General features: G+C 71.7%; 21 protein-coding genes. 18 read left to right on the top strand and 3 right to left on the bottom strand.

Annotated features, from left to right (window positions below; all coding sequences use genetic code 11):
- Positions 1-112: 112 nt before the first annotated feature.
- Both pknB and ACIPEQ_RS03570 read right to left on the bottom strand, forming a co-directional pair.
- The gene (pknB, locus tag ACIPEQ_RS03575; RefSeq protein WP_402714082.1) at positions 113-2,152 is read right to left on the bottom strand and encodes a Stk1 family PASTA domain-containing Ser/Thr kinase; all 2,040 of its coding nucleotides are present in this window, start codon (positions 2,150-2,152) and stop codon (positions 113-115) included.
- Between the two features lie 109 nt (positions 2,153-2,261).
- Positions 2,262-3,557, bottom strand: a complete 1,296-nt coding sequence (locus ACIPEQ_RS03570; protein WP_402714081.1) for a LysM peptidoglycan-binding domain-containing protein — start codon at positions 3,555-3,557, stop codon at positions 2,262-2,264.
- Between the two features lie 163 nt (positions 3,558-3,720).
- Here ACIPEQ_RS03570 and ACIPEQ_RS03565 point away from each other — a divergent pair, with 163 nt between their 5' ends.
- Complete coding sequence (locus ACIPEQ_RS03565) at positions 3,721-4,086, top strand: Rv2175c family DNA-binding protein (RefSeq protein ID WP_402714080.1); 366 nt, start codon at positions 3,721-3,723, stop codon at positions 4,084-4,086.
- Between the two features lie 117 nt (positions 4,087-4,203).
- Here the strand turns inward: ACIPEQ_RS03565 and ACIPEQ_RS03560 are convergent, their stop codons facing one another.
- Entirely contained in the window at positions 4,204-5,322 is a 1,119-nt protein-coding gene (locus tag ACIPEQ_RS03560) for a polyprenyl synthetase family protein (RefSeq protein WP_402714079.1), read from the bottom strand.
- Between the two features lie 126 nt (positions 5,323-5,448).
- Between ACIPEQ_RS03560 and ACIPEQ_RS03555 the strand changes: the two genes are divergently transcribed.
- The 17 genes from ACIPEQ_RS03555 to ACIPEQ_RS03475 all read left to right on the top strand — a co-directional run bounded on the left by ACIPEQ_RS03555 (position 5,449) and on the right by ACIPEQ_RS03475 (position 24,985).
- Positions 5,449-5,850, top strand: a complete 402-nt coding sequence (locus tag ACIPEQ_RS03555; RefSeq protein ID WP_126890720.1) for a DUF3040 domain-containing protein — start codon at positions 5,449-5,451, stop codon at positions 5,848-5,850.
- A gap of 1,007 nt (positions 5,851-6,857) precedes the next feature.
- Positions 6,858-7,289: a division/cell wall cluster transcriptional repressor MraZ gene (mraZ, locus tag ACIPEQ_RS03550; protein WP_058729729.1), complete on the top strand. Its 432-nt coding sequence runs from the start codon at positions 6,858-6,860 to the stop codon at positions 7,287-7,289.
- Between the two features lie 107 nt (positions 7,290-7,396).
- A complete protein-coding gene (rsmH, locus tag ACIPEQ_RS03545; RefSeq protein WP_354026839.1) occupies positions 7,397-8,353 on the top strand; it encodes a 16S rRNA (cytosine(1402)-N(4))-methyltransferase RsmH in 957 nt (318 codons plus the stop codon).
- Position 8,354: 1 nt separating this feature from the next.
- Positions 8,355-9,101, top strand: coding sequence for a hypothetical protein (locus ACIPEQ_RS03540; RefSeq protein ID WP_402714078.1), 747 nt, complete (start codon positions 8,355-8,357; stop codon positions 9,099-9,101).
- A gap of 49 nt (positions 9,102-9,150) precedes the next feature.
- On the top strand, positions 9,151-10,920 hold the full coding sequence (locus ACIPEQ_RS03535) for a peptidoglycan D,D-transpeptidase FtsI family protein (protein ID WP_402714077.1): 1,770 nt from the start codon (positions 9,151-9,153) through the stop codon (positions 10,918-10,920).
- Positions 10,921-10,934: 14 nt separating this feature from the next.
- On the top strand, positions 10,935-12,560 hold the full coding sequence (locus ACIPEQ_RS03530; RefSeq protein WP_402714076.1) for a Mur ligase family protein: 1,626 nt from the start codon (positions 10,935-10,937) through the stop codon (positions 12,558-12,560).
- Positions 12,557-14,053 carry a UDP-N-acetylmuramoyl-tripeptide--D-alanyl-D-alanine ligase gene (gene murF, locus ACIPEQ_RS03525; RefSeq protein WP_402714075.1) on the top strand — a complete coding sequence of 499 codons (1,497 nt, stop codon included), beginning with the start codon at positions 12,557-12,559 and terminating at the stop codon, positions 14,051-14,053. Before ACIPEQ_RS03530 ends, murF begins: the two co-directional genes overlap by 4 nt.
- On the top strand, positions 14,050-15,153 hold the full coding sequence (gene mraY / locus ACIPEQ_RS03520; protein WP_402714074.1) for a phospho-N-acetylmuramoyl-pentapeptide-transferase: 1,104 nt from the start codon (positions 14,050-14,052) through the stop codon (positions 15,151-15,153). The genes murF and mraY overlap by 4 nt, the downstream gene beginning before the upstream one ends.
- A complete protein-coding gene (murD, locus tag ACIPEQ_RS03515) occupies positions 15,143-16,672 on the top strand; it encodes a UDP-N-acetylmuramoyl-L-alanine--D-glutamate ligase (RefSeq protein ID WP_402714073.1) in 1,530 nt (509 codons plus the stop codon). The genes mraY and murD overlap by 11 nt, the downstream gene beginning before the upstream one ends.
- A gap of 85 nt (positions 16,673-16,757) precedes the next feature.
- Positions 16,758-17,930, top strand: coding sequence for a putative lipid II flippase FtsW (gene ftsW, locus ACIPEQ_RS03510; RefSeq protein ID WP_402714072.1), 1,173 nt, complete (start codon positions 16,758-16,760; stop codon positions 17,928-17,930).
- On the top strand, positions 17,927-19,075 hold the full coding sequence (locus ACIPEQ_RS03505) for a UDP-N-acetylglucosamine--N-acetylmuramyl-(pentapeptide) pyrophosphoryl-undecaprenol N-acetylglucosamine transferase (protein WP_402714071.1): 1,149 nt from the start codon (positions 17,927-17,929) through the stop codon (positions 19,073-19,075). The genes ftsW and ACIPEQ_RS03505 overlap by 4 nt, the downstream gene beginning before the upstream one ends.
- On the top strand, positions 19,072-20,499 hold the full coding sequence (gene murC, locus ACIPEQ_RS03500; RefSeq protein ID WP_402714070.1) for a UDP-N-acetylmuramate--L-alanine ligase: 1,428 nt from the start codon (positions 19,072-19,074) through the stop codon (positions 20,497-20,499). Before ACIPEQ_RS03505 ends, murC begins: the two co-directional genes overlap by 4 nt.
- A gap of 203 nt (positions 20,500-20,702) precedes the next feature.
- Complete coding sequence (locus tag ACIPEQ_RS03495; RefSeq protein WP_402714069.1) at positions 20,703-21,890, top strand: FtsQ-type POTRA domain-containing protein; 1,188 nt, start codon at positions 20,703-20,705, stop codon at positions 21,888-21,890.
- A 206-nt stretch (positions 21,891-22,096) separates the two neighbouring features.
- Positions 22,097-23,260: a cell division protein FtsZ gene (ftsZ, locus tag ACIPEQ_RS03490; protein WP_126891186.1), complete on the top strand. Its 1,164-nt coding sequence runs from the start codon at positions 22,097-22,099 to the stop codon at positions 23,258-23,260.
- An 8-nt stretch (positions 23,261-23,268) separates the two neighbouring features.
- On the top strand, positions 23,269-23,988 hold the full coding sequence (locus ACIPEQ_RS03485; protein WP_402714068.1) for a YggS family pyridoxal phosphate-dependent enzyme: 720 nt from the start codon (positions 23,269-23,271) through the stop codon (positions 23,986-23,988).
- A gap of 42 nt (positions 23,989-24,030) precedes the next feature.
- Entirely contained in the window at positions 24,031-24,615 is a 585-nt protein-coding gene (locus ACIPEQ_RS03480; protein WP_402714067.1) for a cell division protein SepF, read from the top strand.
- A gap of 73 nt (positions 24,616-24,688) precedes the next feature.
- The gene (locus ACIPEQ_RS03475) at positions 24,689-24,985 is read left to right on the top strand and encodes a YggT family protein (RefSeq protein WP_126891189.1); all 297 of its coding nucleotides are present in this window, start codon (positions 24,689-24,691) and stop codon (positions 24,983-24,985) included.
- Positions 24,986-25,157 lie beyond the last annotated feature (172 nt).

Raw genomic sequence — 25,157 nt, 5'->3', positions numbered from 1 at the left:
CTGCGGTCGCACGGCCTGCCGCTCACCTTCCTGCGCCACGGCAGGTCGTGCGACCGCGACGACCGCCGACGGCGCGTCGCGCGACCGGAGCGAGCCCCGACGCGTCGCGCGCCTACTGCTCGTAGGAGAGCGTGATCGTGTCGCCGCGGTACACGGTGGAGCCCTGGACCGGGTCCGTCGCGGTGACCGGGAGCGCCGACTTCCAGTCGTAGAAGCGGCAGAGCACGTTCGTGCAGTCGGGCACCTTCACGTCGAGGCCGAGGTTCTCGAGCGTGGAGGTCGCCTCGTCGATGGTCTTGCCCGCGACGTCGGGCAGCGTGATCGGCGTCGGCCCCTTCGAGAGCACGAGGTCGACGGCAGAGCCCCGGACGGCGGGGGAGTCCTCGACGCTGGACGAGATGACCTGGCCCTTTGGGACGTCGTCGCTGTAGCGCTCCTGCTGCGCGCCGACGACCAGACCGACGTCGTCGAGCGCGGCGGTGGCCGCGTCGAGGGTCTTCCCGGTGACGTCGGGGACGGCTCCGAGCGAGACCGTCAGGGTGACCGGACCGCGCTCGGCGTACTCGCCGACGGACGCCAGGTCGACGGTCTGCCCGTCGGCGCCGAGGCCCTTCGCCGCGATCACGGTGTCCTTCGGTGCGTCGGCGGAGAACTCGTACTGGTCGTCCTGCAGCTGGAAGTCGTCGTCGAGCGCGGCCGTCACGGTCGACAGGGGCTGCCCGACGATCGCGGGTAGGGCGATCATCCGCGGGCCGTTCGACACGACGATCTGCACCGGCGTGCCCTTGCGGACCTCGCGCTCGGCCGCGGGCTTCGTCGTCGAGACCTGGCCCTCGGCCACCACCGCGTCGTAGCGGCTGGCCGTGCCGGCAGTCGGCTCGAGGCCCTGCGCCTGGAGGAGCTGCCGCGCCTGTGCCACCGACTTGCCGGTGACCTCGGGGATGCGCACGTTGCCCCAGGGACCCGGTCCGAGCGCCCACCCGACCACCCCGGCGATGATCGCGAGCACCACGACGACCGCGAGCAGGACCCACCCGCGCTTCCGGCGCTTGGCGGACTTGTCGGCCAGTCGTTGCCCCGCGGGGGAGAGCGCTCCGGGCTGGGACCCGGTGCGGCGGGGGCCGGGTGCGCCGCGACGACCCGGTGCCGCGGGGGCGCCGCCGGTCGAGCTGGCGATGACCCGCGTGGCGTCGTCCTGCGCGCCGCTGTCGGCCCGCACGGCATCGGCCGAGGACGGTACGGCGCTGCCGGCGGGCAGGATCGCGGTGGCGTTCTCCGGGCGGAGGACGGCCGTGCGGTACTGGCCGGTGGCGCGCTGCTGGTTGCCCGAGATGTGGTCGAGCATCTCGCGGGCGTCGCGAGGACGGTCCTCCGGATCGCGGGCGGTGGCCCAGGCGACCAGGTCGTCGAGCTCCGGCGGGACGCCCGCTTCCGCGGCACTCGGCACCGGAACCGTGTCGTTGGCGTGCTGGTAGGCGATCTGCATCGGCTGGTCGCCCTTGTAGGGCTGCTCGCCGGTGAGCATCTCGTACAGCATGATGCCGAGCGCGTAGATGTCGCTGCGCGAGTCGGCGGCGCCGCGCGTCACGAGCTCGGGGGACAGGTAGGCGATCGTCCCGAGCAGGGCCGCACCGGTCGCGGTGTTCGCCGTCGTCGCGCGGGCCAGACCGAAGTCGCCGAGCTTGATGCGACCGTCGTCGGCGAGCAGCACGTTCTCAGGCTTGAGGTCACGGTGCACGATGCCGGCCTTGTGCGCCGACGCCAGGCCGGCGAGCACGGCGCGCAGGATGTCGGTCGCCTGCTCCGGCGTGAGGGCCCGGTGCTCCTGCAGCAGGTCGCGCAGCGTGATGCCCGGGATGTACTCCATCACGATGTACGCGGTGTCGTCCTCGGCGCCCTGGTCGTACACCCCGACGAGGTTCGGGTGGGAGAGCCGGGCCGCCGAGCGGGCTTCCTGGATGAAGCGCTCCCGGAAGGCCTGGTCGTCAGCCAGGTGCCCGTGCATGATCTTGATCGCGACACGGCGCTCGAGCCGGACGTCGGTGGCGAGGTACACGGTCGCCATGCCGCCGCGGGCGATGCGCGAGCGCACGCGGTACCGCTGGTCGATCATCCGACCGATCATCGGGTCCGTTGCGGCGTTCGTGGTCATCGGCGGCATTCTACGAAGGGCTGCCGGTGCGGTCCGACCTGACGCACCGACCGTGACCCAATCTCGATCTCGAGGATGAGTCGACCCGTCGGTCGACGGGGCGGACTCGTCAGAGCGAGGTCAGCAGCGCGCGCGCCGTCTGCTCCCACTTCGCGTACTCGTTCGGGTACGCGGAGACCTGGACCGCCTGCGCGGCGTCGGTCAGGGCCATCGACGACCACCCTCGGATGCCGAGCAGGCCCCGGGTCTTGCCGGGGTTGCCGACGAAGAACAGTTCCGCGGCGGTGGCCGGGTCCTGCAGCGCCGCCGTCGTGCCCCAACCCTGACTCGGGCGCTGCTGGAACAGGCCGACGGAGTCGCGGTCACCGTGCGACAGGTTGCGCAGGCTCGACTCCTGGAGCGCCGCCGCGAGGGCGATCACGATGCCGCGGTCGGGGACGCCGAGGGTCCGGCCGACGCTGACGATGGTCGCTGCGTTGCGCCGCTGCTCGCCGGTCAGCTCGACGCCGTTGACGCTGCCGACCGCGGTCGTCACGGCGCCGCCGGTCGGGGTCGTCGTGGGCTTCGAGGTCGCGGCCGGCAGCACCAGGACCTTCCCGGCGTAGATCGTGCTCGTGTAGCTGAGGCCGTTCGCGGCGAGGAGGGCCTTCACCGACACCCCGTGCTTCGCAGCGATGGCGCCGATGGTGTCGCCGGCGGCGATCTTCACGCTCGTCGCAGCAGCGGGAGCGGGAGCCGGCGCAGCCGTGGCCGGCGCTGTGCTCGCGGCGGGTGCGGGTGCGGCCGGCGTGGTCCCGGCGCGCGGGATCGTCAGCGTCTGGCCCGGGTAGATGAGCGAGCGCTGCGACAGGTTGTTCGCCGCGAGGATCGCCGAGGTCGACACGCCGTTGCGGGCAGCGATTGCCGACACGGTGTCGCCGGACTTCACGTGGTAGCTGCCGCTCGTGCCGGACGGTGCCGGGGCAGCAGCGGTAGCCGCAGCGGGGGCGGCGGGCGCCGAGGCGAGGTGGAGGGTCTGACCGGGGTGGATGATCGTGTTCCAGCCGAGGCCGTTGCGGACCAGGACCTCCTGCGCTGAGAGCCCGAAGCGTGCGGCGATCCCGGAGACCGTGTCACCCTGGCGCACCGTGTACGTCGTCGGGGCCTTCGTCACGCTGGCCACCGTGGTGACGGTGGTGCTCGACGGGCGGGCGACGGCGGTGCCGAAGACCGGGCGGTGTCCCACGTTCCGGTCCTCGTCGACGTGCCGCTTCTTCGTGGCGTCGTCGTCGTGCCGGGGCTCGGCGTGCGCCACCGGGCCGGTCAGTCCGGCGGTGACGGCGATCGTGCCGGCGAGGACGATCGGCATGGTGGCGAACCGGGCGGATCGGGCACGCCGGGCGGCGTCGTCTGCAGCGTTGTCCACGGGTTGTCTCCTGTCCTGGGTGAGCCGTGCGCGCCAGCGAGCACTCACAGGTGGCTCCACGCTGACATGGCGTGATTCCCAAGTCAACCAGAGAGTCGCGTGTTGCGCGTGTGACTCGTGTGATCAGCGAGACGGCGATGGATCGGGCCCGCGCTCTGGCAACATGGGGCGCGTGAGTGATGGATCCACCGACGACACGACCCTCTCCGAGCGCTGGCTGACGGTGCCCGACCTCGTGGACCTCCTCGGCGTGAGCCCGGGGCGCATCCACCGCCTGTTCGAGCAGAAGACCCTGCTGGCCGCCCGGGTCGACGGCGTGCTCCGGGTGCCGAGCGAGTTCCTCGACGACACCGAGCCGCTGCCGGAGCTCCGCGGCACGCTGATCGTGCTCGGCGACAACGGGTTCTCCGACGACGAGGCCGTCCGCTGGATGCTCTCCGAGGAGCCGGCGCTCCGTACCTCGCCGATCGCCGCACTGCGCGCCGGCCGCAAGGCCGAGGTGCGCCGCGTCGCGCAGTCCCTGCTCTAGCAGCGACGGACCGTCGGGCGGTCCGCGCGACGCTGGTCGCCGGATCGACGTCCACGACGACGGACGGGAGGCACGTGGCGGGCTCGCCGCGTGCCTCCCGTCCGTTCCGACCTGCGTCTAGGCGACGCGGCGGCTGACCGTGTCGGCGAGCGACAGCAGCTGGTTGCGCGCCGACGGGCTGAGCGGGGTGGCCTCGAGCGCGGCCTTGGCGCGGTGCACGTGGCGGTCGATCGAACGCTCCACCGCGGCGACCGCACCGGACTCGGTGAGGGTCGCACGGAGCATCTGCACCTGCTCCTCGTCGAGGTCCGGGTCACCGAGCAGTTCGTCGAGCAGCTGCCTCGGGCCCGGCGCCAGCGACTTGCGGGCCGAGGCGATGAGGACGGTGCGCTTGCCCTCGCGGAGGTCGTCGCCGGCGGGCTTGCCGGTGACCTCCGGGTCGCCGAAGACGCCGAGCACGTCGTCGCGCAGCTGGTAGGCGACGCCGAGCGGCAGGCCGAACGACCGCAGCCCCTCGAGCTGTGCCTCGGACGCCCCGGCGACCAGGGCACCGATCACGAGCGGGGCCTCGATCGAGTACTTCGCGGACTTGAAGACGATGACGCGCTGTGCCCGGACCAGGTGCTCCGACTCGTCGATGGACGGCCAGGCGGTCTCCTCGTGCACGTCGAGGTACTGACCCGCGGTCACGTCGAGCCGCATCGTGTGGAACTCCTGGCGGACGATCCGAGCACGCGCCGGGTCGAGGAGGGCGAGTCCCTCGTCGAAGACCGCATCGCTCAGCGAGAGCAGCACGTCGCCGAGCAGCAGTGCGGAGTTCGTGCCGTACAGACCGCGGTCGCCGACCCAGCCGGACTGCTCGTGCAGGGACTCGAAGCGTCGGTGCGCGGCGGGACGTCCGCGACGGGTGTCCGAGCGGTCCATGATGTCGTCGTGCACCAGGGCTGCTGCGTGGAAGATCTCGAGCGCGGCGGCCACCGTGACGATCGCCTCGGCGGTGGTCTGACGGGACCCCTCGGCGAGGGGGTCGAACGACCCGGACCGGCCGGCGACGGACTGCCACCCCCAGTAGCAGAACAGCGCACGGAAGCGCTTGCCGCCGGAGAGCAGGTCCCGGGCGTACTGGTCGAACGGCGCGAGGTCGGGGCTGATCGCGAGGAGCCGGTCACGCTGCTCGTCGAGTGCCCGGCCGACCCGTGCCGAAACGAGGTCCACTAATCGCGTACTCTCAGCCACGACTCCTACCCTAGTGGAGCGGTCGAGACGTAGGATCGGTCCACTTCCGCGATGCCACAACCCGGCGGCAACGCGGCACACCAGCGGTCACCCAGACAGCATCCCCAGGAACAAGAGGGAAACGAGATGCCACTCTCGGAGCAAGAGCAGCGACTCCTCGAAGAGATGGAGCGGAGCCTCTACCAGAACGACTCCGACTTCGTGGCGCGGGTCACGCGCCGCCAGGGTCGCGCCAGTTACACGTCGATCACGATCGGTGTGCTGGGCGCCCTCGTGGGCATCGCGATCGTCATCGTCGCCCTCGTCGTGAAGCAGCCGTGGCTCGGCCTGCCGGGCTTCGTCGTGATGCTCGCCGGTGTCCTCTACGCACTGCGTCCGGGCATGCGCATGCCGAAGTCCGGGGCGAAGGCGCCCGGGGCCGGCAAGGCGTCGTCCGGCCGGGCCCCGCGCTCGTCGTCCTCGGGCGGCTCGTTCATGGACCGCATGAACGAGCGCTGGGACAAGCGCAACGATCCCGGGCAGCAGTAGCCGCTCGGCTCTTCCTTCACACGCCTCCACGGGGCCGGTCCTTCGGGACCGGCCCCGTCGTCGTTCCCGGGGGTGCGGTCGTCCGGCTCCGCGCGCAGCGGGCGCGAACCGCGCGGAGGAGGCGGATCCGCGCGTGGAAGGCGGATCCGCGCGTGGAAGGGCGTTCCTTCGGGTCTCCTTCGCGCGGATCGGCATCCCACGCCGGGCGTGATGGGCAGGAACGTGCACGGCGTGGGGGTGGGTCGGGCGCGGCGGACGGGAGGCGCGGGGCGGGCGGCCGCCGTGCCTCCCGTCCGGCGCTGGTGGAAGCGGGCGTACCTGGTCGAAGCGGGCGTACCTGATCGGGCGGAATCACCTGGTACGCCCGGTTCCGCCTCCTATCGCGCGCGTGATGGGAAGGAACGGGCGCGCCGGTCACATCGGGGGCGTTGGGCGCAACAGGTTGCCTGGGCACCCTGGCTGACTCGGGCGTGGCGGGTCAGTTCGGGCGTACCTGGTCGGGCGGAACCACCTGGTACGCCTGGTTCCGCTCTCGATCGCGCGCGTGATGGGAAGGAACAGGCGGAGCGGGCCGCGCGGGCCGCGCGGCGCGGACCCGGGCTGCATCGGCCCTGGTCGAAGCGGGCGTACCTGATCGGAACGGGCGTACCTGGTCGGACGGAGCCGCCTGGTACGCCCGGTTCCGCTTTCAATCGCGCGCGTGATGGGAAGGAACGGGCGGAGCGGACGGGAGGCACGGGGCGGGCGTGCGTCGCGCCTCCCGTCCGGCGCGCCCTCGCTCGCTCCCGTTGCTGCGAAGGTCCTCCACTTCCCTCCACGCCCTCCACATCGCTCCACGAGCCCGTCGTTCCGCGGATCCACGCTGCTCCCGCGCCCGAGGGAGCACCTGCGGACCGCCCCAGTACGGGGGAGGCGACCCCTTTCGGGAGCGCCCACCGTTCCGCGGGGAGCGAAGTGGAGTAAAGTGGGGGACACAACGGTCCGGTGGAGCGGAGGGGAGGCCCGACGTGCTGCTCGGTACCCATGCCCCGAAGCTCGACGAGAAGGGTCGCGTGATCCTCCCCGCCAAGTTCCGGGACGAACTGTCCGGGGGGCTCGTGATGACCCGCGGGCAGGAGCGCTGCGTCGTGGTCTTCAGTGCGGACACGTTCGAGCAACTGCACGAACGCATCCGGACGGCTCCGATGACCTCGAAGCGCACCCGGGACTACATGCGCCTGTTCCTCTCCGGAGCGAGCGCGGAGACGCCCGACAAGCAGAACCGCGTGACGATCCCGCAGAACCTCCGTGAGTACGCGGGGCTCGAGCGGGACCTCACGGTCATCGGCAGCGGTGACCGTGCCGAGATCTGGTCGACCCCCGCGTGGGAGGCCTACTACGCCGAGGTCGAAGAGGGCTTCGCCGACAACGACGAGGAGGTGATCCCGGGGATCTTCTGATCCGCGGATCGGGACTCCCAGCCGTGGTGCCCTGACACACCTTCCCCGGTGTCAGGTCGCATGGATGGGGATCCGGATGCGTGGCCCAGGGGTCCGAGGGGCTGCACATGGCCGAAGACCAGCCGAAGTTCCCGCACACGCCGGTGATGCTCCAGCGCATCGTCGACCTGTTCGTCCCCGCTCTCGACGGGCCGGGCAAGGTCGTCGTCGACGCCACCCTCGGGATGGGCGGGCACTCCGAGGCGCTGCTGGAGCGCTTCCCGGAGCTCACGCTCATCGGACTCGACCGCGACACCGACGCCCTCGGCATCGCGGGGGAGCGACTCGCGCGCTTCGGGGACCGCGTGCGGCTCGTGCACACCGTGTACGACGGCATCGTCGACGCGGTGGAGGGCGAGGGGTTCCACCAGGTCGACGGCGTCCTGTTCGACCTCGGGGTCAGCTCCCTGCAGCTCGACCGTGCCGAGCGCGGCTTCGCCTACAGCCAGGACGCCCCGCTCGACATGCGGATGGACCGGACCGAGGGGCAGACCGCCGCCGACGTCCTCGCGACCTACGACGAGGGCGAGCTCCGCAGGATCTTCCAGCGGTACGGCGAGGAGAAGCTCGCCGGTCGCTACGCCCGCGCCATCGTGGAGCGTCGCGCCGAGCGGCCGTTCGAGATGTCCGGCGACCTGGTGCAGGTCCTGCACGACGCCACCCCCGTCGCCGTGCAGCGGCAGGGACACCCGGCGAAGCGCGTCTTCCAGGCGCTCCGCATCGAGGTGAACGCCGAGCTCGCCGTGCTCGAACGGGCGATCCCGGCCGCGCTCGACGTGATCGCGGTCGGTGGCCGCATCGTCGTCGAGTCGTACCAGTCGCTCGAGGACCGCCTCGTGAAGCGGGCACTCGTCGAGCGCACGACCTCGAGCGCTCCGGCCGGCCTGCCGGTCGAGCTGCCGGAGCACGCTCCCACCTACTCCCTCGTCGTCAAGGGCGCGGAACTGGCCGACGAGGCCGAACGCGCCGCCAACCCCCGTGCCATCCCCGTGCGCCTGCGCGCGGCCGAGCGGATCCGGAAGTGACATGAGCACGAACCTCGCACTCGTCGACCCCGTCGGCGCACCGACCCGTGCCCCGCACCCACCGCGCCGGGAACGGCCCGAGCTCGTCGAGGTGGCGCCGTCGAAGGCCCAGCGCCGGGCACGGCCGAAGATCGCCTACGCGGTGGTCGGCGTCGTGGCGCTCGGTGTGCTGCTCCTCGCGCAGCTCGGCATCAGCATGGTGCTCAGCCAGGGGGCGTACACGCTGAACGCACTCGGCGCTGAGCAGACGAAGCTGTCCCGCACGCAGCAGTCGCTGTCCGAGGAGCTCCGGGTGCTCGATTCGCCGCAGAACCTGGCCCGGAACGCCAAGGCGCTGGGCATGATCGCGAACTCCACGCCGGTGTACCTCGACCCGAAGACCGGCCACGTCTACGGCACGCCGACCCCGGCGGCCCCGGACGAGGCGACCGCGAGCGGTGACAACCAGGTGCCGAACTCGCTGCTCGACCCGGTCCCGCTCGCGGCGGGCCCCGACCCGAGCGCCGGGAAGGCCAGCGCGACCGACGGCGGCACGGCCACCGGCGGTGCGTCGTCGGCCGCGGGCAGCTCGAGCACGGCCGACAGCAGCGGTGCGGCCGGGGCCGCCGGCAGCACGAGCGCCGCCACCGATGGCTCGTCGACGTCCGACGCTGAGAAGAGCGCAGGCGCCAGCGAGTCGGGCCGGACCGGCTCGACCACCGACGTAGAGTCCGACGCGAACCCGCTCCAGGCCCCCACCACCCGGTGACCTGCGGGCGGGATCGGACTGCCGCACCACCCGGGAAGGACCGCACCGCGTGACGAAGACGATCCGCAACCCTCGACTGCGCTACAGCGTGGTGATCATCGCCGTGATCGCCCTCGTCGCGGTCTTCGTGATCCGGCTGGTCGACATCCAGGTGGTGCAGGCCGCGGCCCTCAACGACGCGTCGAAGGCCAAGCGCAGCATCCCGGTCACCATCTACGGCGACCGCGGCGCGATCGTCGACCGCAACGGCACGGAGCTGGCGGAGAGCGTCAACCGCTACAACATCGTCACCTCGCCGCGGCTGGTCGCCGCCTTCGACGGGAAGCTCGGCGGCGAACGCACCAAGAAGGTCTCGGTCGACGACGCGCTGCAGGCGCTGGCGAAGGCGTCCGGGGGCGAGGCCGAGGCGATGCGGAAGGCGATCCAGGCCGATCCGAAGTCCGACTTCGCCTACCTGGTCAAGGGTCTCGACGTGAAGCACTACGAGGCCGTCGTCGCACTCGGCATCCCCTGGGTCTACAAGGAGCAGCAGTCGGCGCGTGTCTACCCGATGGGGGCCACCGGCGGCGCACTGACCGGCTTCATGGGCACGGACGGTGCTCAGGCCGGCCTCGAGTACTCCTACAACCAGTGCCTGGCGGGCAAGAACGGTTCGGAGACGTACGAGCGCGGTGAGGACGGCGTGCAGCTCCCCGGCAGCACCCGCACGACGGAGCAGGCCAAGGACGGCGGCACGCTCGAGACGACGATCGACAGCGACCTGCAGTACATGGCGCAGCAGACGATCGCCTCCGCAGCCCAGTCGCTGCAGGCGGAGTCCGCGACCGCGACCGTCGTCGACGTCAAGACCGGCGAGCTCCTCGCGGTCGCCGACTGGCCGACGGTCGACCCGAACGACGTCGACGCGACCACGGACAAGGGTGCCTACGGGTCGCGCGCGCTGACCTCGACCTACGAGCCCGGGTCGACCATCAAGGCCGCGATCGCGGCTGCGCTCATCGACCAGGGCAAGTCGAGCCCGACGGACCGCGCGGTCGTGCCGTACTCGCGATCGTTCCCGTGGGGCGGCAAGATCCAGGACTCCGAGTTCCACCCGACCGAGAACCTGACGCTGACCGGCATCCTGCAGAACTCGTCGAACGTCGGCATCACCGAGCTCGGTGAGCGGCTGTCGACCCAGCAGCGGTACGAGTACATGAAGAAGTTCGGCCTGTTCGAGCCCGAGTCGGCGATCCAGTACCCCGGCCAGCCCGGCATGCAGTACGGCGCGAGCCCGAACTGGGACCAGCAGACGAACATCAACTCGATGTTCGGACAGGGCATCTCGACGACCGCGATCCAGGTCGCGAGCGTGTTCCAGACCCTGGCGAACCAGGGTGTCCGGATCCCGCTCCACATGGTGAAGGGCTGCACGACGGCCGACGGCAAGACGATCGACGCGCCCGACGTGCAGGGCTCGCGCGTCGTGTCCGCGGCGGCGGCCGACCAGACCGTGAAGATGCTGCAGAGCGTGGTCACCGGCGGCACCCTGGTCGGCATGAAGCCGATCTCCGGCTACAACATCGCGGCGAAGACCGGTACCGCCGAGGTGGCCGAGGGCAGCAAGGGCTACGGCGGTCAGCGCATCACGTCGGTGGCCGGAATGGCACCCGCCGAGGACCCCCAGTATGTTGTCACGGTGACGTTCACGAAGCCGCAGACCAACAAGTGGTCCAGCGGAGCGGCTCCGGCGTTCCGCACACTCATGTCCCAGGTGCTCGAGAAGTACCGAGTAGCCCCCTCCACGGCCGAGGCGCAGCTGTACCCGTCCACGTGGTGAGGAAGAAGGAGCACTTGTCCGCACGGATCCCCCCGGTCCTCCGACCCGAACACCCGACCCCGAGGAGCGTCGCCGAACTCGCGAACGCGTTCGGCATGCGCGTGGTCGGCTCCGTCGACGCCGTCGAGACGACGGGCGTCACGCTGAGCGCTGCCGAGGTGCAGCCGGGTGACCTCTTCGTCGGCGTGCACGGCGCGAACCGCCACGGCGCCCAGTTCGCGACCGATGCTGCCGAGCGCGGTGCCGTCGCGGTGCTGACCGACGCCGACGGTGTCGCCCTCGCGGAGTCGTCCGGCCTGCCGGTGCTCGTGGTCGAGGACCCGCGCGCCGCTCTCGGCGACGTCTCGGCGTGGGTCTACCGCACCCACCCGGACGAGGCCACCGACCTGCCGCAGCTCTTCGCGACGACGGGCACGAACGGCAAGACCAGCACGTCGTACATCCTCGAGGGCATCCTCAAGCAGCTCGGCCTGGTCACCGGCCTCAGCTCGACCGCGGAGCGCCACATCGGCTCGCTCAGCGTGACGAGCCGCCTGACCACGCCCGAGGCCAGCGAGATGCACGCACTCCTCGCCCGCATGCGCGAGTCCGAGGTCCGCGCGGTCGCGGTGGAGGTCAGCGCCCAGGCCCTGAGCCGTCACCGCGTCGACGGCATCGTGTTCGACGTCGCCGGGTTCACGAACCTGTCGCACGACCACCTCGACGACTACGCCGACATGGAGGAGTACTACCAGGCGAAGCTCCCGCTGTTCCAGCCCGAGCACGCCCGTCGCGGCGTCGTCTCGCTGGACACCGACTGGGGTCACCGCGTGGTGCAGGACTCCCGCATCCCGGTCACGACGATCACGGTGCACCCCGAGGTCGAAGCCGAGTGGCACGTCGACATCGTCGACGCCCGCGCCGCGTACACCGAGTTCCGCCTGACCGGCCCCGAGGGCCGCGAGCTGACCACGCGCGTCCCGCTGATCGGCTGGCACATGGCGGCCAACGCGGCGCTGGCGATCGTGATGCTGGTCGAGGGTGGCTTCGAGCTCGGCGCCATCGCGCACGCCCTCGGGTCGAACCACCGCCGCTACGCGGACGAGACCGACGAGCACCCGGTCAGCGCGATCGAGTGCTACCTGCCGGGCCGGACCGAGCGCGTCTCCGGCGACTCCGGCCCGAGCGTCTACGTCGACTTCGGCCACAGCGCCGACGCGTTCGAGAACACCCTCGCGGCCGTTCGTCAGTTCACGTCCGGCAAGGTCCTCATGCTCTTCGGCGCCGACGGCGACCGCGACACGACCAAGCGCGGCGACATGGCCCGGGTCGCCGCGGCGGGGAGCGACATCCTCGTCGTCACCGACCACCACCCGCGCTTCGAGGACGCCGCGTCCATCCGGAAGACCCTGGTCGACGCCGCGCGCGAGGCCTACCCCGGCCACGAGACGTACGAGGTCAGCCCGCCCGAGGCCGCGATCCGCAAGGCCGTGAGCCTGCTCGGCGAGGGCGACTCGATCCTCTGGGCCGGCCCCGGTCACCAGGACTACCGCGACATCGCGGGGGTCCGCACGCCGTACTCGGCGCGTGACGAGGCCCGACAGGCCCTCCGCGAGGCCGGCTGGGAGCCGAACTCCGGCCCGGCGGAGGAGATCCGATGATCGCCCTGACCCTCGCCGAGATCGCGACCGCGATCGGCGGCGAGCTCGTCCACGGCGCCCCCGAGCAGGTCGTCGACGGCAGCGTCGAGACCGATTCGCGCCTGGTCGCGGCCGGCAGCGTGTTCTTCGCCCTGCTCGGCGAGGAGACCGACGGCCACCGCTTCGTGCCGAACGCGGTCGAGGCCGGTGCGGCCCTGGTCGTGACCGAGCGTGCCGTCGAGCTGCCGGTCGGCGCCGCCACCGCGCAGGTCGTCGTGTCCGACGGGTACGCCGCCCTCGCCGCGCTCGCGCACGAGGTCGTCGCACGCGTCCGCGCCTCGAGCGCCGACCGCACGGACGAGCAGGGTCGCCCCGCCCCCCTGCGCGTCGTCGGCATCACCGGCTCGAACGGCAAGACGAGCACCAAGAACATGCTCCGCACGATCCTCGAGCAGCACGGTGCCACCGTCGCGCCGCAGGGATCGTTCAACAACCACGTCGGCGCCCCGGTGTCGATGCTCCGCATCACCCACGACACGCGGTTCCTCGTCGTCGAGATGGGGGCGAGCGGCACGGGCCACATCGCGAAGCTCGTCTCGATCGCCGAGCCGGACGTGGGCGTCGTCCTCAAGGTCGGGCTCGCGCACGCCGGCGAGTTCGGCGGCATCGAGGCGACGCAGCGTGCGAAGTCGGAGATGGTCACCGACCTGCCCGCCACCGCGACGGCCCTGCTCAACGTGGACGACGACCGGGTCGCGTCGATGCGCGCGATCACCGACGCGCGGGTCGTCGGCTTCGGCACGTCCGCCGGTGCCGACTACCGCATCGCCGGCATCGAGACGGACCGCAGCGGCACGCGTTTCACGCTCACCGCGCCTCCCGTCCCGGACGAGGCCGCCGCGGACCACGAGGGAGGCACGTCGCCGGTCCCCGAGACCGTCGACGTCCGCCTCGCCATCCTCGGCGAGCACCACGCGATGAACGCGTCGGCCGCGCTCACCGTCGCCCACCTGTGGGGCGTGCCGCTCGCCGCCGGCGCCGAGGCGCTCGCGTCGATGACGCGGGCCGAGCGCTGGCGTATGGAGCTCCTCCAGGGCGGACCGGAGGGCGTGACCGTCATCAACGACGCGTACAACGCGTCGCCCGACTCGATGGCGGCCGCGCTCCGGACCCTGGCGCAGGTCGTGCGCCCGGGGGAGCGTTCCGTCGCCGTGCTCGGCGAGATGGCGGAACTCGGCGAGTTCTCGACCGAGGAGCACGACACCATCGGCCGACTCGTCGTCCGTCTGAACATCGGGCAGCTCGTGGTCGTCGGACCCGGCGCTGCACCGATCCACCAGGCCGCCACCCTCGAGGGATCGTGGGACGGCGAGTCCGTGTACATCGAGGACGTCGACGCAGCCGTCCACGCCCTGCAGGAGATGGTCCGCCCCGGCGACGTCGTCCTCGTCAAGTCCTCGAAGTCCGCCGAACTGCGATTCCTCGGCGACCGCCTCGGAGGTGTCACCGAATGATCGCGCTCCTCGTCGCCGGCGCCGTGGCGCTGGTGTTCACACTGCTGCTCACACCGCTGTTCATCAAGCTCTTCCACCGGCTCGGCTGGGGCCAGTTCATCCGTGACGACGGCCCGCAGTCGCACCACACCAAGCGCGGCACGGCGACCATGGGCGGCATCGTCCTGATCCTCGGCGCGGTGCTCGGCTACTTCGTCGGGCACCTGGTCGGCCGCGACTCGGTGACGCTGTCCGGGCTGCTCGTGCTCTTCCTGATGGTCGGACTCGGGTTCGTCGGGTTCATCGACGACTTCCTGAAGGTCCGTCGGCAGCGGAGCCTCGGGCTCGGCGGCTGGGCGAAGGTCCTCGGGCAGGTCATCGTCGGCGTGGTGTTCGCCACGATCGCGCTCGTCGTGCCGACCGGCAACGGCAAGCCCCCGGCGTCGACGATGATCTCCGCGATCCGTGACGTCCCCTGGCTCGACTTCATGGTGCTCGGCACCGTGATCGGCACGATCCTGTACCTCGCGTGGATCGTGCTGCTGACCGTCTCCACCTCGAACGGCGTGAACGTCGCCGACGGGCTGGACGGCCTCGCGACCGGCTCCAGCATCCTCGCGATCGGGTCGTACGTCATCATCGGCTTCTGGCAGTCGAACCAGATCTGCGGCGGCGTCCGGCTCGACGAGAGCACCGCGCACGCCTGCTACAGCACGTCGGACCCGCTCGACCTCGCGGTCGTCGCCGCGGCGGTGTGCGGTGGTCTGATCGGGTTCCTCTGGTACAACACGTCGCCGGCGCAGATCTTCCTCGGCGACACCGGTTCGCTCGGCCTCGGTGGTGCGCTGGCCGGACTCGCGATCCTGAGCCGCACCGAGCTGCTGCTCATCCTGATCGGTGGCCTGTTCTTCATCGTCACCGGGTCGGTCATCCTGCAGCGCGCCTACTTCAAGATCACCCACGGCAAGCGCATCTTCCGGATGAGTCCGCTGCACCACCACTTCGAGTTGAAGGGGTGGGCCGAGGTGACCGTCGTCGTCCGGTTCTGGATCATCGCGGGGCTCTGCGTCGCGGCCGGTGTCGGACTCTTCTACCTGGAGTGGATCGCCCGTGTCGGCTGACGCGCGCCTCGAAGGACTCGACAGCTGGCACGCCGAGGGCTGGAAGGGACTGCGCGTCGCGGTGCTCGGCCTCGGCTCGACCGGGTTCTCGGTCGCCGACACGCTCGTCGAGCTCGGCAGCGACGTGGTCGTGTACGCGCCGGACGGTCCGGCCGACACGGTCGAACTGCTCGACGTCATCGGCGCGCGGTTCGAGCGCACCCCGCTCGACACCGTGCCGGCTGCACTCGAGCAGCAGGCCCCGGACGTCGTCGTCGTGTCGCCCGGGCTGCCCCCGCACAACGCCTCGGTCCGCTGGTCGGTCGAGCACAGCACCGTGTGGGGCGACATCGAGCTCGCCTGGCGCGTCCGTGACAAGGTGGTCCGCGGCCCGGTCGCCGCACCCTGGGTGACCATCACGGGCACGAACGGCAAGACCACCACGACGCAGCTCACGACCGCGATGTTCGCCGCCGCCGGGCTCCGCGCGGTCGCGTGCGGGAACATCGGTGTACCGGTCCTCGACGTGGTCCGCGACCCCGAGGGCTTCGACGTCCTGGTCGTCGAGCTGTCCAGCCACCAGCTGCACTACATGCCGACGTCGGGCGACGGCGCGGTCGTGCCGCTCGCCAGCGCCTGCCTCAACATCGCGGACGACCACCTCGAGTGGCACGGTTCCGCCGAGGCGTACCGGGCCGCCAAGGCGAAGGTCTACGAACGCACCGTGATGGCCTGCGTCTACAACACCTCCGACGAGGCCACGCGCCGCATGGTCGAGGGCGCTGACGTGGTCGACGGCTGCCGCGCCGTCGGCTTCACGCCCGGCGTCCCCGCCCCGGGTGACGTGGGGATCGTCGACGACGTGCTCTGCGACCGCGCGTTCACCGAGGACCGCCGGAACACCGCCCTCGAGCTCGCGACACTGGCCGACCTCGAGACAGCCGGGCTCGCCAGCCCGCACATGACCATGAACGTCCTCGCCGCTGCCGCCCTCGCGCGTGCGGCGACCGTCGAGCCCGCGCACATCCGTGCCGCGGTGCAGGGCTTCCGTGCCGACCACCACCGGACGGAGCACGTCGCGACGGCCGACGGCGTCACGTGGGTCGACGACTCGAAGGCGACGAACCCGCACGCGGCGACCGCGTCCCTGGCCTCGTTCGAGACCGTCGTCTGGGTCGTCGGCGGGCAGTTCAAGGGCGTCGACATCGACGCCCTCGTCGAACGCTTCGGCCCCGGAGCGCGAGCGGTCGTCGTCATCGGCACGGACCGCACCCCGGTGCTGGAGGCATTCGCGCGACACGCGCCGTCGGTCCCGGTCCTGCAGGTCGAGGCGACGGACACTGATCAGGTCATGCCCGAGGCGGTCCGGCATGCCGCCTCGGTCGCACGACCGGGCGACACGGTCCTCCTCGCCCCGGCTGCCGCGTCGTTCGACCAGTTCGACTCCTACGCCGACCGGGGGCGCCGGTTCGCGGCGGCGGTCCACGAGCACCTGGGAGGCACAGCCGATGGCGACCACGGATCTCCCGAGCGGCCGTAGCGGCGGCCGGACGACGGGAAGCACCGGACACACGGGTACCGAGCACACGGGCGCTCCCCGCCGAGCGCGGGGTGCCGTCGTCGCGGTGAAGAACGTGTTCGTCGCCGAGTCGAGCACGTTCTACACGATCCTCGGCGTGACGCTGTTCCTCGTGGTGTTCGGCGTGGTGATGGTCCTGTCGTCGTCGAGCGTCGAGGAGTACGCCGCCACCCACGACTTCTTCGGCGCGGCCTCGAAGCAGGGACTCTACGCGGTGCTCGGCGTCCCGCTCATGCTCGTGGCCAGTCGCGTCCCCGCCCGGCTCTGGCGGAAGTGGGCGATGCGGATCCTCGCCGCGGCGCTGGTCCTGCAGCTGCTCGTCTACACGCCGCTCGGCATCGAGATCCAGGGCAACCGGAACTGGATCCGGCTCGGCTCGTTCAGCGCGCAGCCGTCCGAGGCCGTGAAGCTCGGCATCGCCCTGGCCGTCGGCGCGATCATCTACGTGAAGCGCGACCGGCTGCGGGAGTGGAAGGAGCTGTTCGTGCCGATCGGCATCGCGACGGTGCTGCCGCTCGGGATGGTGCTCCTCGGCGGTGACCAGGGCACCGCGATGATCATGCTCATCCTGCTGCTCGGCGCCCTCTACATCGGTGGTGCCCGGGCGAAGCACCTGCTCGTCATCGTCGGAGCCGTGGCGGTCGTGCTGCCGTTCGTGACGATGACCTCGGCGTCCCGGCAGTACCGCATCAACGCGTGGCTCTCCGGCTGCACCGACTCGAACCAGTACCAGGACCTGTGCTGGCAGCCCGTGCACGGCATGTGGGCGCTGGCGTCCGGCGGTGTGTTCGGCGTCGGCCTCGGCAACTCGAAGGCGAAGTGGTCGTGGCTGCCCGAGGCGGACAACGACTACATCTTCGCGATCGTCGGCGAGGAACTCGGGCTCATCGGGGCCGTCGTCGTGCTGGCCCTGTTCATCGTCCTTGCCGTCAGCATGATCAAGGTGATCCGCCAGTCGGACGACCCGTTCGTGCGGACCGTCACCGGCGGGATCATGGCGTGGATCATCGGGCAGGCGCTCGTCAACATCGCGGTCGTGCTCGGTCTGCTGCCCGTGCTCGGTGTACCGTTGCCCCTCATCTCCGCCGGTGGGTCCGCCCTCATCATGACCTTGCTGGCGATCGGCGTCGTGCTGTCCTTCGCCCGGGAACTCCCGGGCAAGGGTCGTTCCGGCGGGGCGCGCGACACCTTCGCACCACAGAACGGAGTGCTCCGGTGAGCACCTACCTCTTCGCCGGCGGCGGCACCGCCGGCCACGTCAACCCGCTGCTCGCGGTCGCCGACCGGCTCACCGAGCAGGACCCGGACGCCCGGGTGCTCGTCCTCGGCACGGCCGAGGGGCTCGAGGCCCGGCTCGTCCCGATGCGCGGCTACGAGCTGCTGACGATCCCGCGCCTGCCGTTCCCGCGGAAGCTCGACGCCCGCGCGTTCCGCTTCCCGGGTGGCTTCCTCGGCGCGGTCCGGCGCACCGAGCGGTACATCCGCGAGCACGACGTCGAGGTGGTCCTCGGTGTCGGCGGCTACGCGGCGGCGCCGGCCTACATCGCCGCGAAGCGGACCGGCACCCCGATCGTCGTGCACGAGCAGAACGCGAAGCCGGGGCTCGCGAACCGGCTCGCCGCACTGCTGACCCGGCACGTCGGCCTGACGTTCTCGAACACGCACCTGCGCCACGGCCGCGTGGTCGGCATGCCGCTGCGGCGGGAGATCGAGTCGCTCGACCGTCGGGCCTCGCGGGCCGAGGGCCTGGCCGAGTTCGGCCTCGACCCCGACCGTCCGGTCCTGCTCGTGACGGGCGGGTCGTCCGGCGCGCGGAGCATCAACACGACCGTGAACCGTTCGGCGACGGCGATCGTCGACGCGGGCTGGCAGGTCCTGCACGTCGTCGGCGGCAAGTCCGACATCGGGCCGAGCGACCTCGACGGCTACCACGTGCTGCCGTACTGCGACCGGATGGACCTGGCCTACGCCGCGTCGGACTTCGTCGTGTCGCGGTCCGGCGCGGGCATGGTGTGCGAGCTCACGGCGGTCGGACTGCCGAGCGTGCTCGTGCCGTACCCGGTGGGCAACGGCGAGCAGCGGCACAACGCGGCGGACGTCGTCGGTGCCGGGGGAGCGGTCCTCGTCGACGACGCGGCGTTCACGGACGAGTGGGTGACGTTCCAGCTGCTGCCGATCCTGCGCGACCGGGCCCGGATCGCCGACATGGCGGTCCGCGCGGGCAGCGTCGGACACCGCGACGGCGCCGACCGGATGACGGCCCTCGTGCGCGAGGCGTCGAAGCGCAGCCGCGGGCCCCGCGCGGACCGCACCGGCGGACCAGGCGCGGAGCGCACCAGCACCAGCACCACGGAGGAACGATGACCATCAAGCCGGACCTGACCCAGCCGATCCCGGACGACCTCGGCACGGTCCACTTCGTCGGCATCGGCGGCTCCGGCATGAGCGGCATCGCACGGATGTTCCTGGCCGCCGGGCACCGCGTCACGGGCAGCGACTCCCGCGAGACCGCCACGACCGGCACGATGCGCGAGCTCGGCGCCGAGGTGCACGTCGGCCACGACGCCGCGAACCTCGGTGACGCCGACACCGTCGTGGTCACGAGCGCCCTGTGGCCGGACAACCCCGAGCTCCTCGAGGCGCAGCGGCGCGGGCTCCCGGTGCTGCACCGCTCCCAGGCCCTCGCCGCGCTCATCGCCGAGCACCGCCTGGTCGCGGTCGCCGGCGCGCACGGCAAGACCACCTCCACGGGCATGATCGTCACCGCGATGGTCGAGCTCGGTCTCGACCCGAGCTTCGTCAACGGCGGCGTCATCCAGGCGCTCGGCACGAGCTCGGCTCCCGGTGCCAGCGACCTGTTCGTCGTCGAGGCGGACGAGTCCGACGGGTCCTTCCTGCTCTACGACGTCGCGGTCGCGCTCATCACGAACGTGGACGCCGACCACCTCGACCACTACGGCAGCGAGCAGGCGTTCATCGACGCGTTCGTCGAGTTCGCCGGCAAGGCGAGCGAGCGCATCGTCGTGTCGAGCGACGACGCCGGCGCGAAGCGGGTGACCGAGGGCGTGCGGGCCCGTGAGCACGCCCCGGAGGTCGTCACCTTCGGCGAGGCCACCGACGCCGACGTCCGCATCGAGCGCATCGTCGAGGCCGCGAGCGTCGAGGTCGACCTCCGCGCCGGCGGCCAGCAGCACCACATGACGCTCCGGGTTCCCGGACGGCACAACGCGGTCAACGCGGTGGGTGCCTTCGCGGTGCTCACCGGGCTGGGGGTCGAGCCCGCCGACGCGATCCGCGGCATCGAGGCGTTCGGTGGCACCGAGCGCCGGTTCGAGCTGCACGGCGTCGAACGCGGGGTGTCGGTCTACGACGACTACGCGCACCACCCGACCGAGGTCGCGGCCGCGCTGCGCGCAGCGCGGAACGTCGTCGGCGACGGCCGGATCATCGCGATCCACCAGCCGCACCTGTACTCGCGCACGCGGCTCATGGCCGGAGACTTCGCCCGGGTCTACGAGGAGCTGGCCGACCACACGGTCGTGCTCGACGTCTACGGCGCCCGCGAGGACCCGGAACCCGGCGTCACCGGCGCCCTCGTCCAGGAACGCTTCGCGGACCAGTCGAAGGTCGAGTTCCTGCCGGACTGGGACGACGCCGCCGCCCGCGCGGCCGCGGTCGCCCGGGACGGCGACATCGTCATGACGCTGAGCTGCGGTGACGTGTACCGGATCATCCCGCAGGTCCTCGGTGCGCTCCGCCAGGACGGCGACGGGGACCGCGCGCAGTGAGGCGACCCGAGGGCTTCGACGGGCGTCCGGAGGAACCGGAGGTCCCGGCCGACGGTGCTCGGGCACCGCGGCCGCGCCGTGGCCTGCTGCCGCGTCGAGCGGGTCACGGAGCAGCGGACACCGGCCGGGAGGCCCGCCCCGCGCCCGCCCCGTCCGCGCCGGTCGACGAGTCGGTCGCCCCCACCGCCGCGCCTGCCCCCGACGTGCACCCCGCGACCCCGGCCACCTCGACGACCCCGGCGTCCGCGCCGGGGCAGCGCGAGCGTGCGAGCGCCCTCGCCGGCGCTGCCGGCCGCCGGCTCGGCGCCGGCTGGTCGACCGTGGCCGACCGCCTGCGCGAGTACACCCCGGACGAGGACCACGCGGGCCGCGCGTCGTCCGGTGCCCGCGACGGCGGGACCTCGTCGCACCCCGGTGCGGACACCGCACCCCGGGGTGACGGGGCGCGACGTCCGGACGGGGGCACGACCGGAGGAGTGACGTCGGACGCGACCGACGACGACACGACCGGTGCGGCCACCGTGACCGACGTGATCGACGCGCACCGTGCCTCCCGGCCGTCCGCCGACGGCGAGCACGAGACCCCGATCGGCGCCGGTGTCCGCGCCGCCGAGACCGCACGCGAGGCACGGGTCGCGAAGCGTCGCCGTCGGCTGCTCGAACGCGCCGAGGTGCGCCGGTTCACGCGTCGTGCGCGACACCGGCGCGCGGCCTGGATCACCGCGGCTGCCGTGGTGGTCGTGTTCGGTGCGTCCATCCTGGTCGCCGTCACCTCGCCGCTCATGGCCCTGCGGACGATCGAGGTCCGCGGGACGGAGCGGGTCGACGCCACCGCGCTGCGCCAGGCGCTCTCCGACCAGGTGGGCACCCCGCTCGCGCGAATCGACTTCGGCGAGGTGAAGCGCGACATCGCGGCCTTCCCGCTCATCGAGAGCTACGTGACCGAGGAGGTCCCGCCGCACACCCTCGTGGTGACCGTGACCGAACGGACGCCCGTCGTGGCCGTGCAGACGGGGGCGTCGTACGACCTGGTGGACCCGGCCGGCATCGTGGTGCAGTCCTCGCCGGACCGTCCGGAGGGCGTGCCGGTCGCCGACGTGCAGCGGGCCGAGCTCGGCTCGCCGGTGTTCCGGACCATGACCGAGGTGGTGCTCTCGCTGCCCTCGACGGTCCGCCGCCAGGTCACCGACGTGCGGGCGAGCACCGCGGACGACGTCACGCTCACCCTGGACGACGGGTCGAGCGTGGTGTGGGGGAGCCCGGACGACTCCGACGCCAAGGCGTCGCTGCTCGCGGCCCTCGTCGCGGACCACGCCTCGCGGGCCCCCGACACCAAGGTCGAGTTCGACGTGTCGGCGCCGGACAACGGCATCGTCCGGCCGGCGCAGTGACGACGGTCCGCTCCGGCGACCGGAGCGAGGTCCGCGACGGCGGACTGCGCCACGGCGGGAATCTCGGCGACACGATCGGCGACACGCGGCGTGGCGGGGCGACAGCCTGCGGAGCACACCCGTAGCGTCGAGGAAGCACCACATCTACCAGCATTGCCCCTGAACTTCAAGTAGAGGTTGAGGGTTCAACCGGAGGCCCGACTGACGTGACCACGAACCACAACTACCTCGCCGTCATCAAGGTCGTCGGCGTCGGCGGCGGCGGCGTGAACGCCGTGAACCGCATGATCGAGCTCGGCCTCCGCGGCGTCGAGTTCATCGCGATCAACACCGACGCCCAGGCACTGCTGCTCAGCGACGCCGACGTCAAGCTCGACGTCGGCCGCGAGATCACCCGCGGGCTCGGCGCCGGCGCGGACCCCGAGGTGGGCCGTCGTGCCGCCGAGGACCACGCCGAGGAGATCGAGGAGGCCCTCGCGGGTGCCGACATGGTCTTCGTCACCGCCGGTGAGGGCGGTGGCACCGGGACGGGTGGTGCACCCGTGGTCGCCCGCATCGCGAAGTCGATCGGCGCGCTCACCATCGGTGTCGTCACGAAGCCGTTCAGCTTCGAGGGCAAGCGTCGCCAGTCGCAGGCCGAGAACGGCGTCGCGTCCCTGAAGGACGAGGTCGACACGCTCATCGTCGTGCCGAACGACCGCCTGCTCGAGATCAGCGACCGCGGCATCTCGATGGTCGAGGCCTTCGCGACCGCCGACCAGGTGCTCCTCGCCGGCGTCCAGGGCATCACCGACCTGATCACGACCCCGGGTCTGATCAACCTCGACTTCGCCGACGTCAAGAGCGTCATGCAGGGTGCCGGTTCGGCCCTGATGGGCATCGGTTCCTCGCGCGGGGCGGACCGTGCCATCAAGGCCGCCGAGCTCGCCGTCGCCTCGCCGCTGCTCGAGGCCTCGATCGATGGCGCACACGGTGTGCTCCTGTCGATCCAGGGCGGGTCGAACCTCGGCATCTTCGAGATCAACGACGCCGCCCGCCTGGTGCAGGAGGCCGTCCACCCCGAGGCGAACATCATCTTCGGTGCCGTCATCGACGACACCCTCGGTGACGAGGTCCGCGTGACCGTCATCGCCGCGGGCTTCGACGGGGGCGAGCCGGGTGCGCAGCAGAAGGAGCGTCGCTCGAGCTGGGTGGACCCGGAGCCCGGCACGTCCGCCTCGTCGGCATCGGCCGGCACCGGTGCGATCGAGGACACCGCTACGAGCGCGCCGTCCTGGTCGACGCAGGAGCACGAGGCGCCCGTGCGTCGCGCCGCCGACCCGGCGTTCGACGACGACGACGAGCTCGACGTCCCCGACTTCCTGAAGTAACCCGTCCCGTGGCAGGTGATCCGCGCCTCCCGTCCGTCGACCGTGACGGACCGGAGGCGCGTCTCGCGTCCGTCCGCGCGTCGATCGCGGACGCAGCCCGGTCCGCCGGCCGCACGGTGGACGAGATCACGCTCGTCGTCGTGACGAAGTACCACCCGGCGTCGCTGGTCCGCGAACTCGCCGCGCTCGGTGTGACCGACGTGGGGGAGAACCGGCACCAGGAGGCGCAGGCCAAGGCGGCCGAGCTGGCCGACCTCGACCTGACGTGGCACTTCGTCGGGCAGCTGCAGTCGAAGAAGGCGCGGCAGGTGCGCCGCTACGCCGACGTCGTGCAGTCGCTCGACCGTGACTCCGTCGTCGACGCGTTCGCCCCGACCGAGAGCGAGCCGGAGCCCCGGGTGATCGACGGCTTCGTGCAGGTCAACCTGACTGACGACCCCGGCCGCGGGGGCGTGCAGCCCGACGCCGTCGAGGCGATGGTCGAACGGGTCCTGCGCACCGGGACCGTCCGCCTGCGCGGGGTCATGGCGGTCGCGCCCCTCGACGAGGAGCCCCGGCGCGCCTTCGCGCGGTTGCGCGAGATCTCCGCGCGCGTGGCAGCGATCGCACCCGGGGCGACGGACATCTCGGCCGGCATGAGCGGCGACCATGCCGAGGCGATCGCCGAGGGCGCGACACACCTGCGGATCGGGACCGCAATCACGGGAAACCGGCCGGCCGCACCCTAGCCTCGTTGCAGGGCATCACGAGCACCGACCTCCGGAGGAACCATGGCGAACCCGCTCAAGAAGACGATGGTGTACCTCGGCCTCGCGGACGAGGAACTGTACGAGGACGAGCAGCAGCAGTCGGCCGCGCCGACGCGTCAGGCCGCTGCCCCCGCCACCGCTCCGGCAGCAGCACCGGCCGCGCAGGCCCCGGCTGCCGCCGCTCCCGCCGCCGCTGCGCCGGCAGCAGTTCCGGCCGCCGCACCCGCCGAGCCCAAGACGCACACCCACCAGCGCGGCGCCCAGGTCACCCCGCTCCGCCGCTCGCACACGACCGCACAGAAGGCGACCCCGGTTCAGGAAATGAACGAGATCCTCACCGTCCACCCGCGCGAGTACAAGGACGCCCAGTCCATCGCCGAGAGCTTCCGCGACGGCATCCCCGTCATCATCAACCTCTCCCAGATGACCGAGTCGGACGCCCGCCGCATGATCGACTTCGCGTCGGGGCTGTCGCTCGGCCTGTACGGCAAGATCGAGCGCGTGACGAACAAGGTCTTCCTGCTGTCCCCGGCCCACGTCGCGGTGAGCGGTGAGCCCGCTGAGGTAGAGTCCGACATCGAGGCGTCCTTCTTCGCCCAGTCCTGAGCCGGAGCCCGGTTCACCCCGCCCCGTGCGGTCGCCGTGACGGCGGCTGCACCCGAGCCGAGCGAGCCCCATCGTGTCACTGGTCTTCGGGATCCTCTCCTTCGCCCTCCTGCTCTACTTCTTCGTGATGTGGGGTCGGTTCGCGTTCGACATCGTCCAGGCGTACAACCGCACCTGGCGTCCGCGCGGCGCCCTGCTCGTGGTCGCCGACGTGGTCTACACCCTGACCGACCCGCCGATCCGCTTCGTCCGACGCCTGCTGCCGCCGCTCCGCCTGGGGCCGGTCGCACTCGACTTCGGGTGGACGATCGTCATGCTCGTCGTGATCATCCTCCGGGTGATCGTCGGCGGCCTCGCACGCGGGTTCTGAGCACTTCCCCGACCGTGACACGCGCCACGCCGCGGTCAAGGTCACGGTTCCGATCCGGCCCCGGTGTACGGTGGTCGGGATCGATGTCCGCTCCGGCGGACATCCGCACCGCTCGTGGCGGCTGGTAGATTCGGTCGCGACGCAAGTGGTTCCACACGTTCAGCAGTTCTAT

The sequence above is a fragment of the Curtobacterium sp. NPDC087080 genome (genome assembly GCF_044745105.1).
Lineage (GTDB): Bacteria > Actinomycetota > Actinomycetes > Actinomycetales > Microbacteriaceae > Curtobacterium.
The sequence above is the reverse complement of the archived record's forward strand: the minus strand, read 5'-3'. Positions and strand labels throughout refer to the sequence as shown.

What these genes read in the sequence shown, in the direction of transcription:
- mraY (WP_402714074.1), top strand. Translation starts at nt 14,050, where the DNA reads ATGATCGCGCTCCTCGTCGCCGGCGCCGTGGCGCTGGTGTTCACACTG.
- ACIPEQ_RS03565 (WP_402714080.1), top strand. Translation starts at nt 3,721, where the DNA reads ATGGGGCGCGTGAGTGATGGATCCACCGACGACACGACCCTCTCCGAG.
- ACIPEQ_RS03480 (WP_402714067.1), top strand. Translation starts at nt 24,031, where the DNA reads ATGGCGAACCCGCTCAAGAAGACGATGGTGTACCTCGGCCTCGCGGAC.
- ACIPEQ_RS03555 (WP_126890720.1), top strand. Translation starts at nt 5,449, where the DNA reads ATGCCACTCTCGGAGCAAGAGCAGCGACTCCTCGAAGAGATGGAGCGG.
- pknB (WP_402714082.1), bottom strand. Translation starts at nt 2,152, where the DNA reads ATGACCACGAACGCCGCAACGGACCCGATGATCGGTCGGATGATCGAC.
- murC (WP_402714070.1), top strand. Translation starts at nt 19,072, where the DNA reads ATGACCATCAAGCCGGACCTGACCCAGCCGATCCCGGACGACCTCGGC.
- ACIPEQ_RS03540 (WP_402714078.1), top strand. Translation starts at nt 8,355, where the DNA reads ATGAGCACGAACCTCGCACTCGTCGACCCCGTCGGCGCACCGACCCGT.
- rsmH (WP_354026839.1), top strand. Translation starts at nt 7,397, where the DNA reads ATGGCCGAAGACCAGCCGAAGTTCCCGCACACGCCGGTGATGCTCCAG.
- murF (WP_402714075.1), top strand. Translation starts at nt 12,557, where the DNA reads ATGATCGCCCTGACCCTCGCCGAGATCGCGACCGCGATCGGCGGCGAG.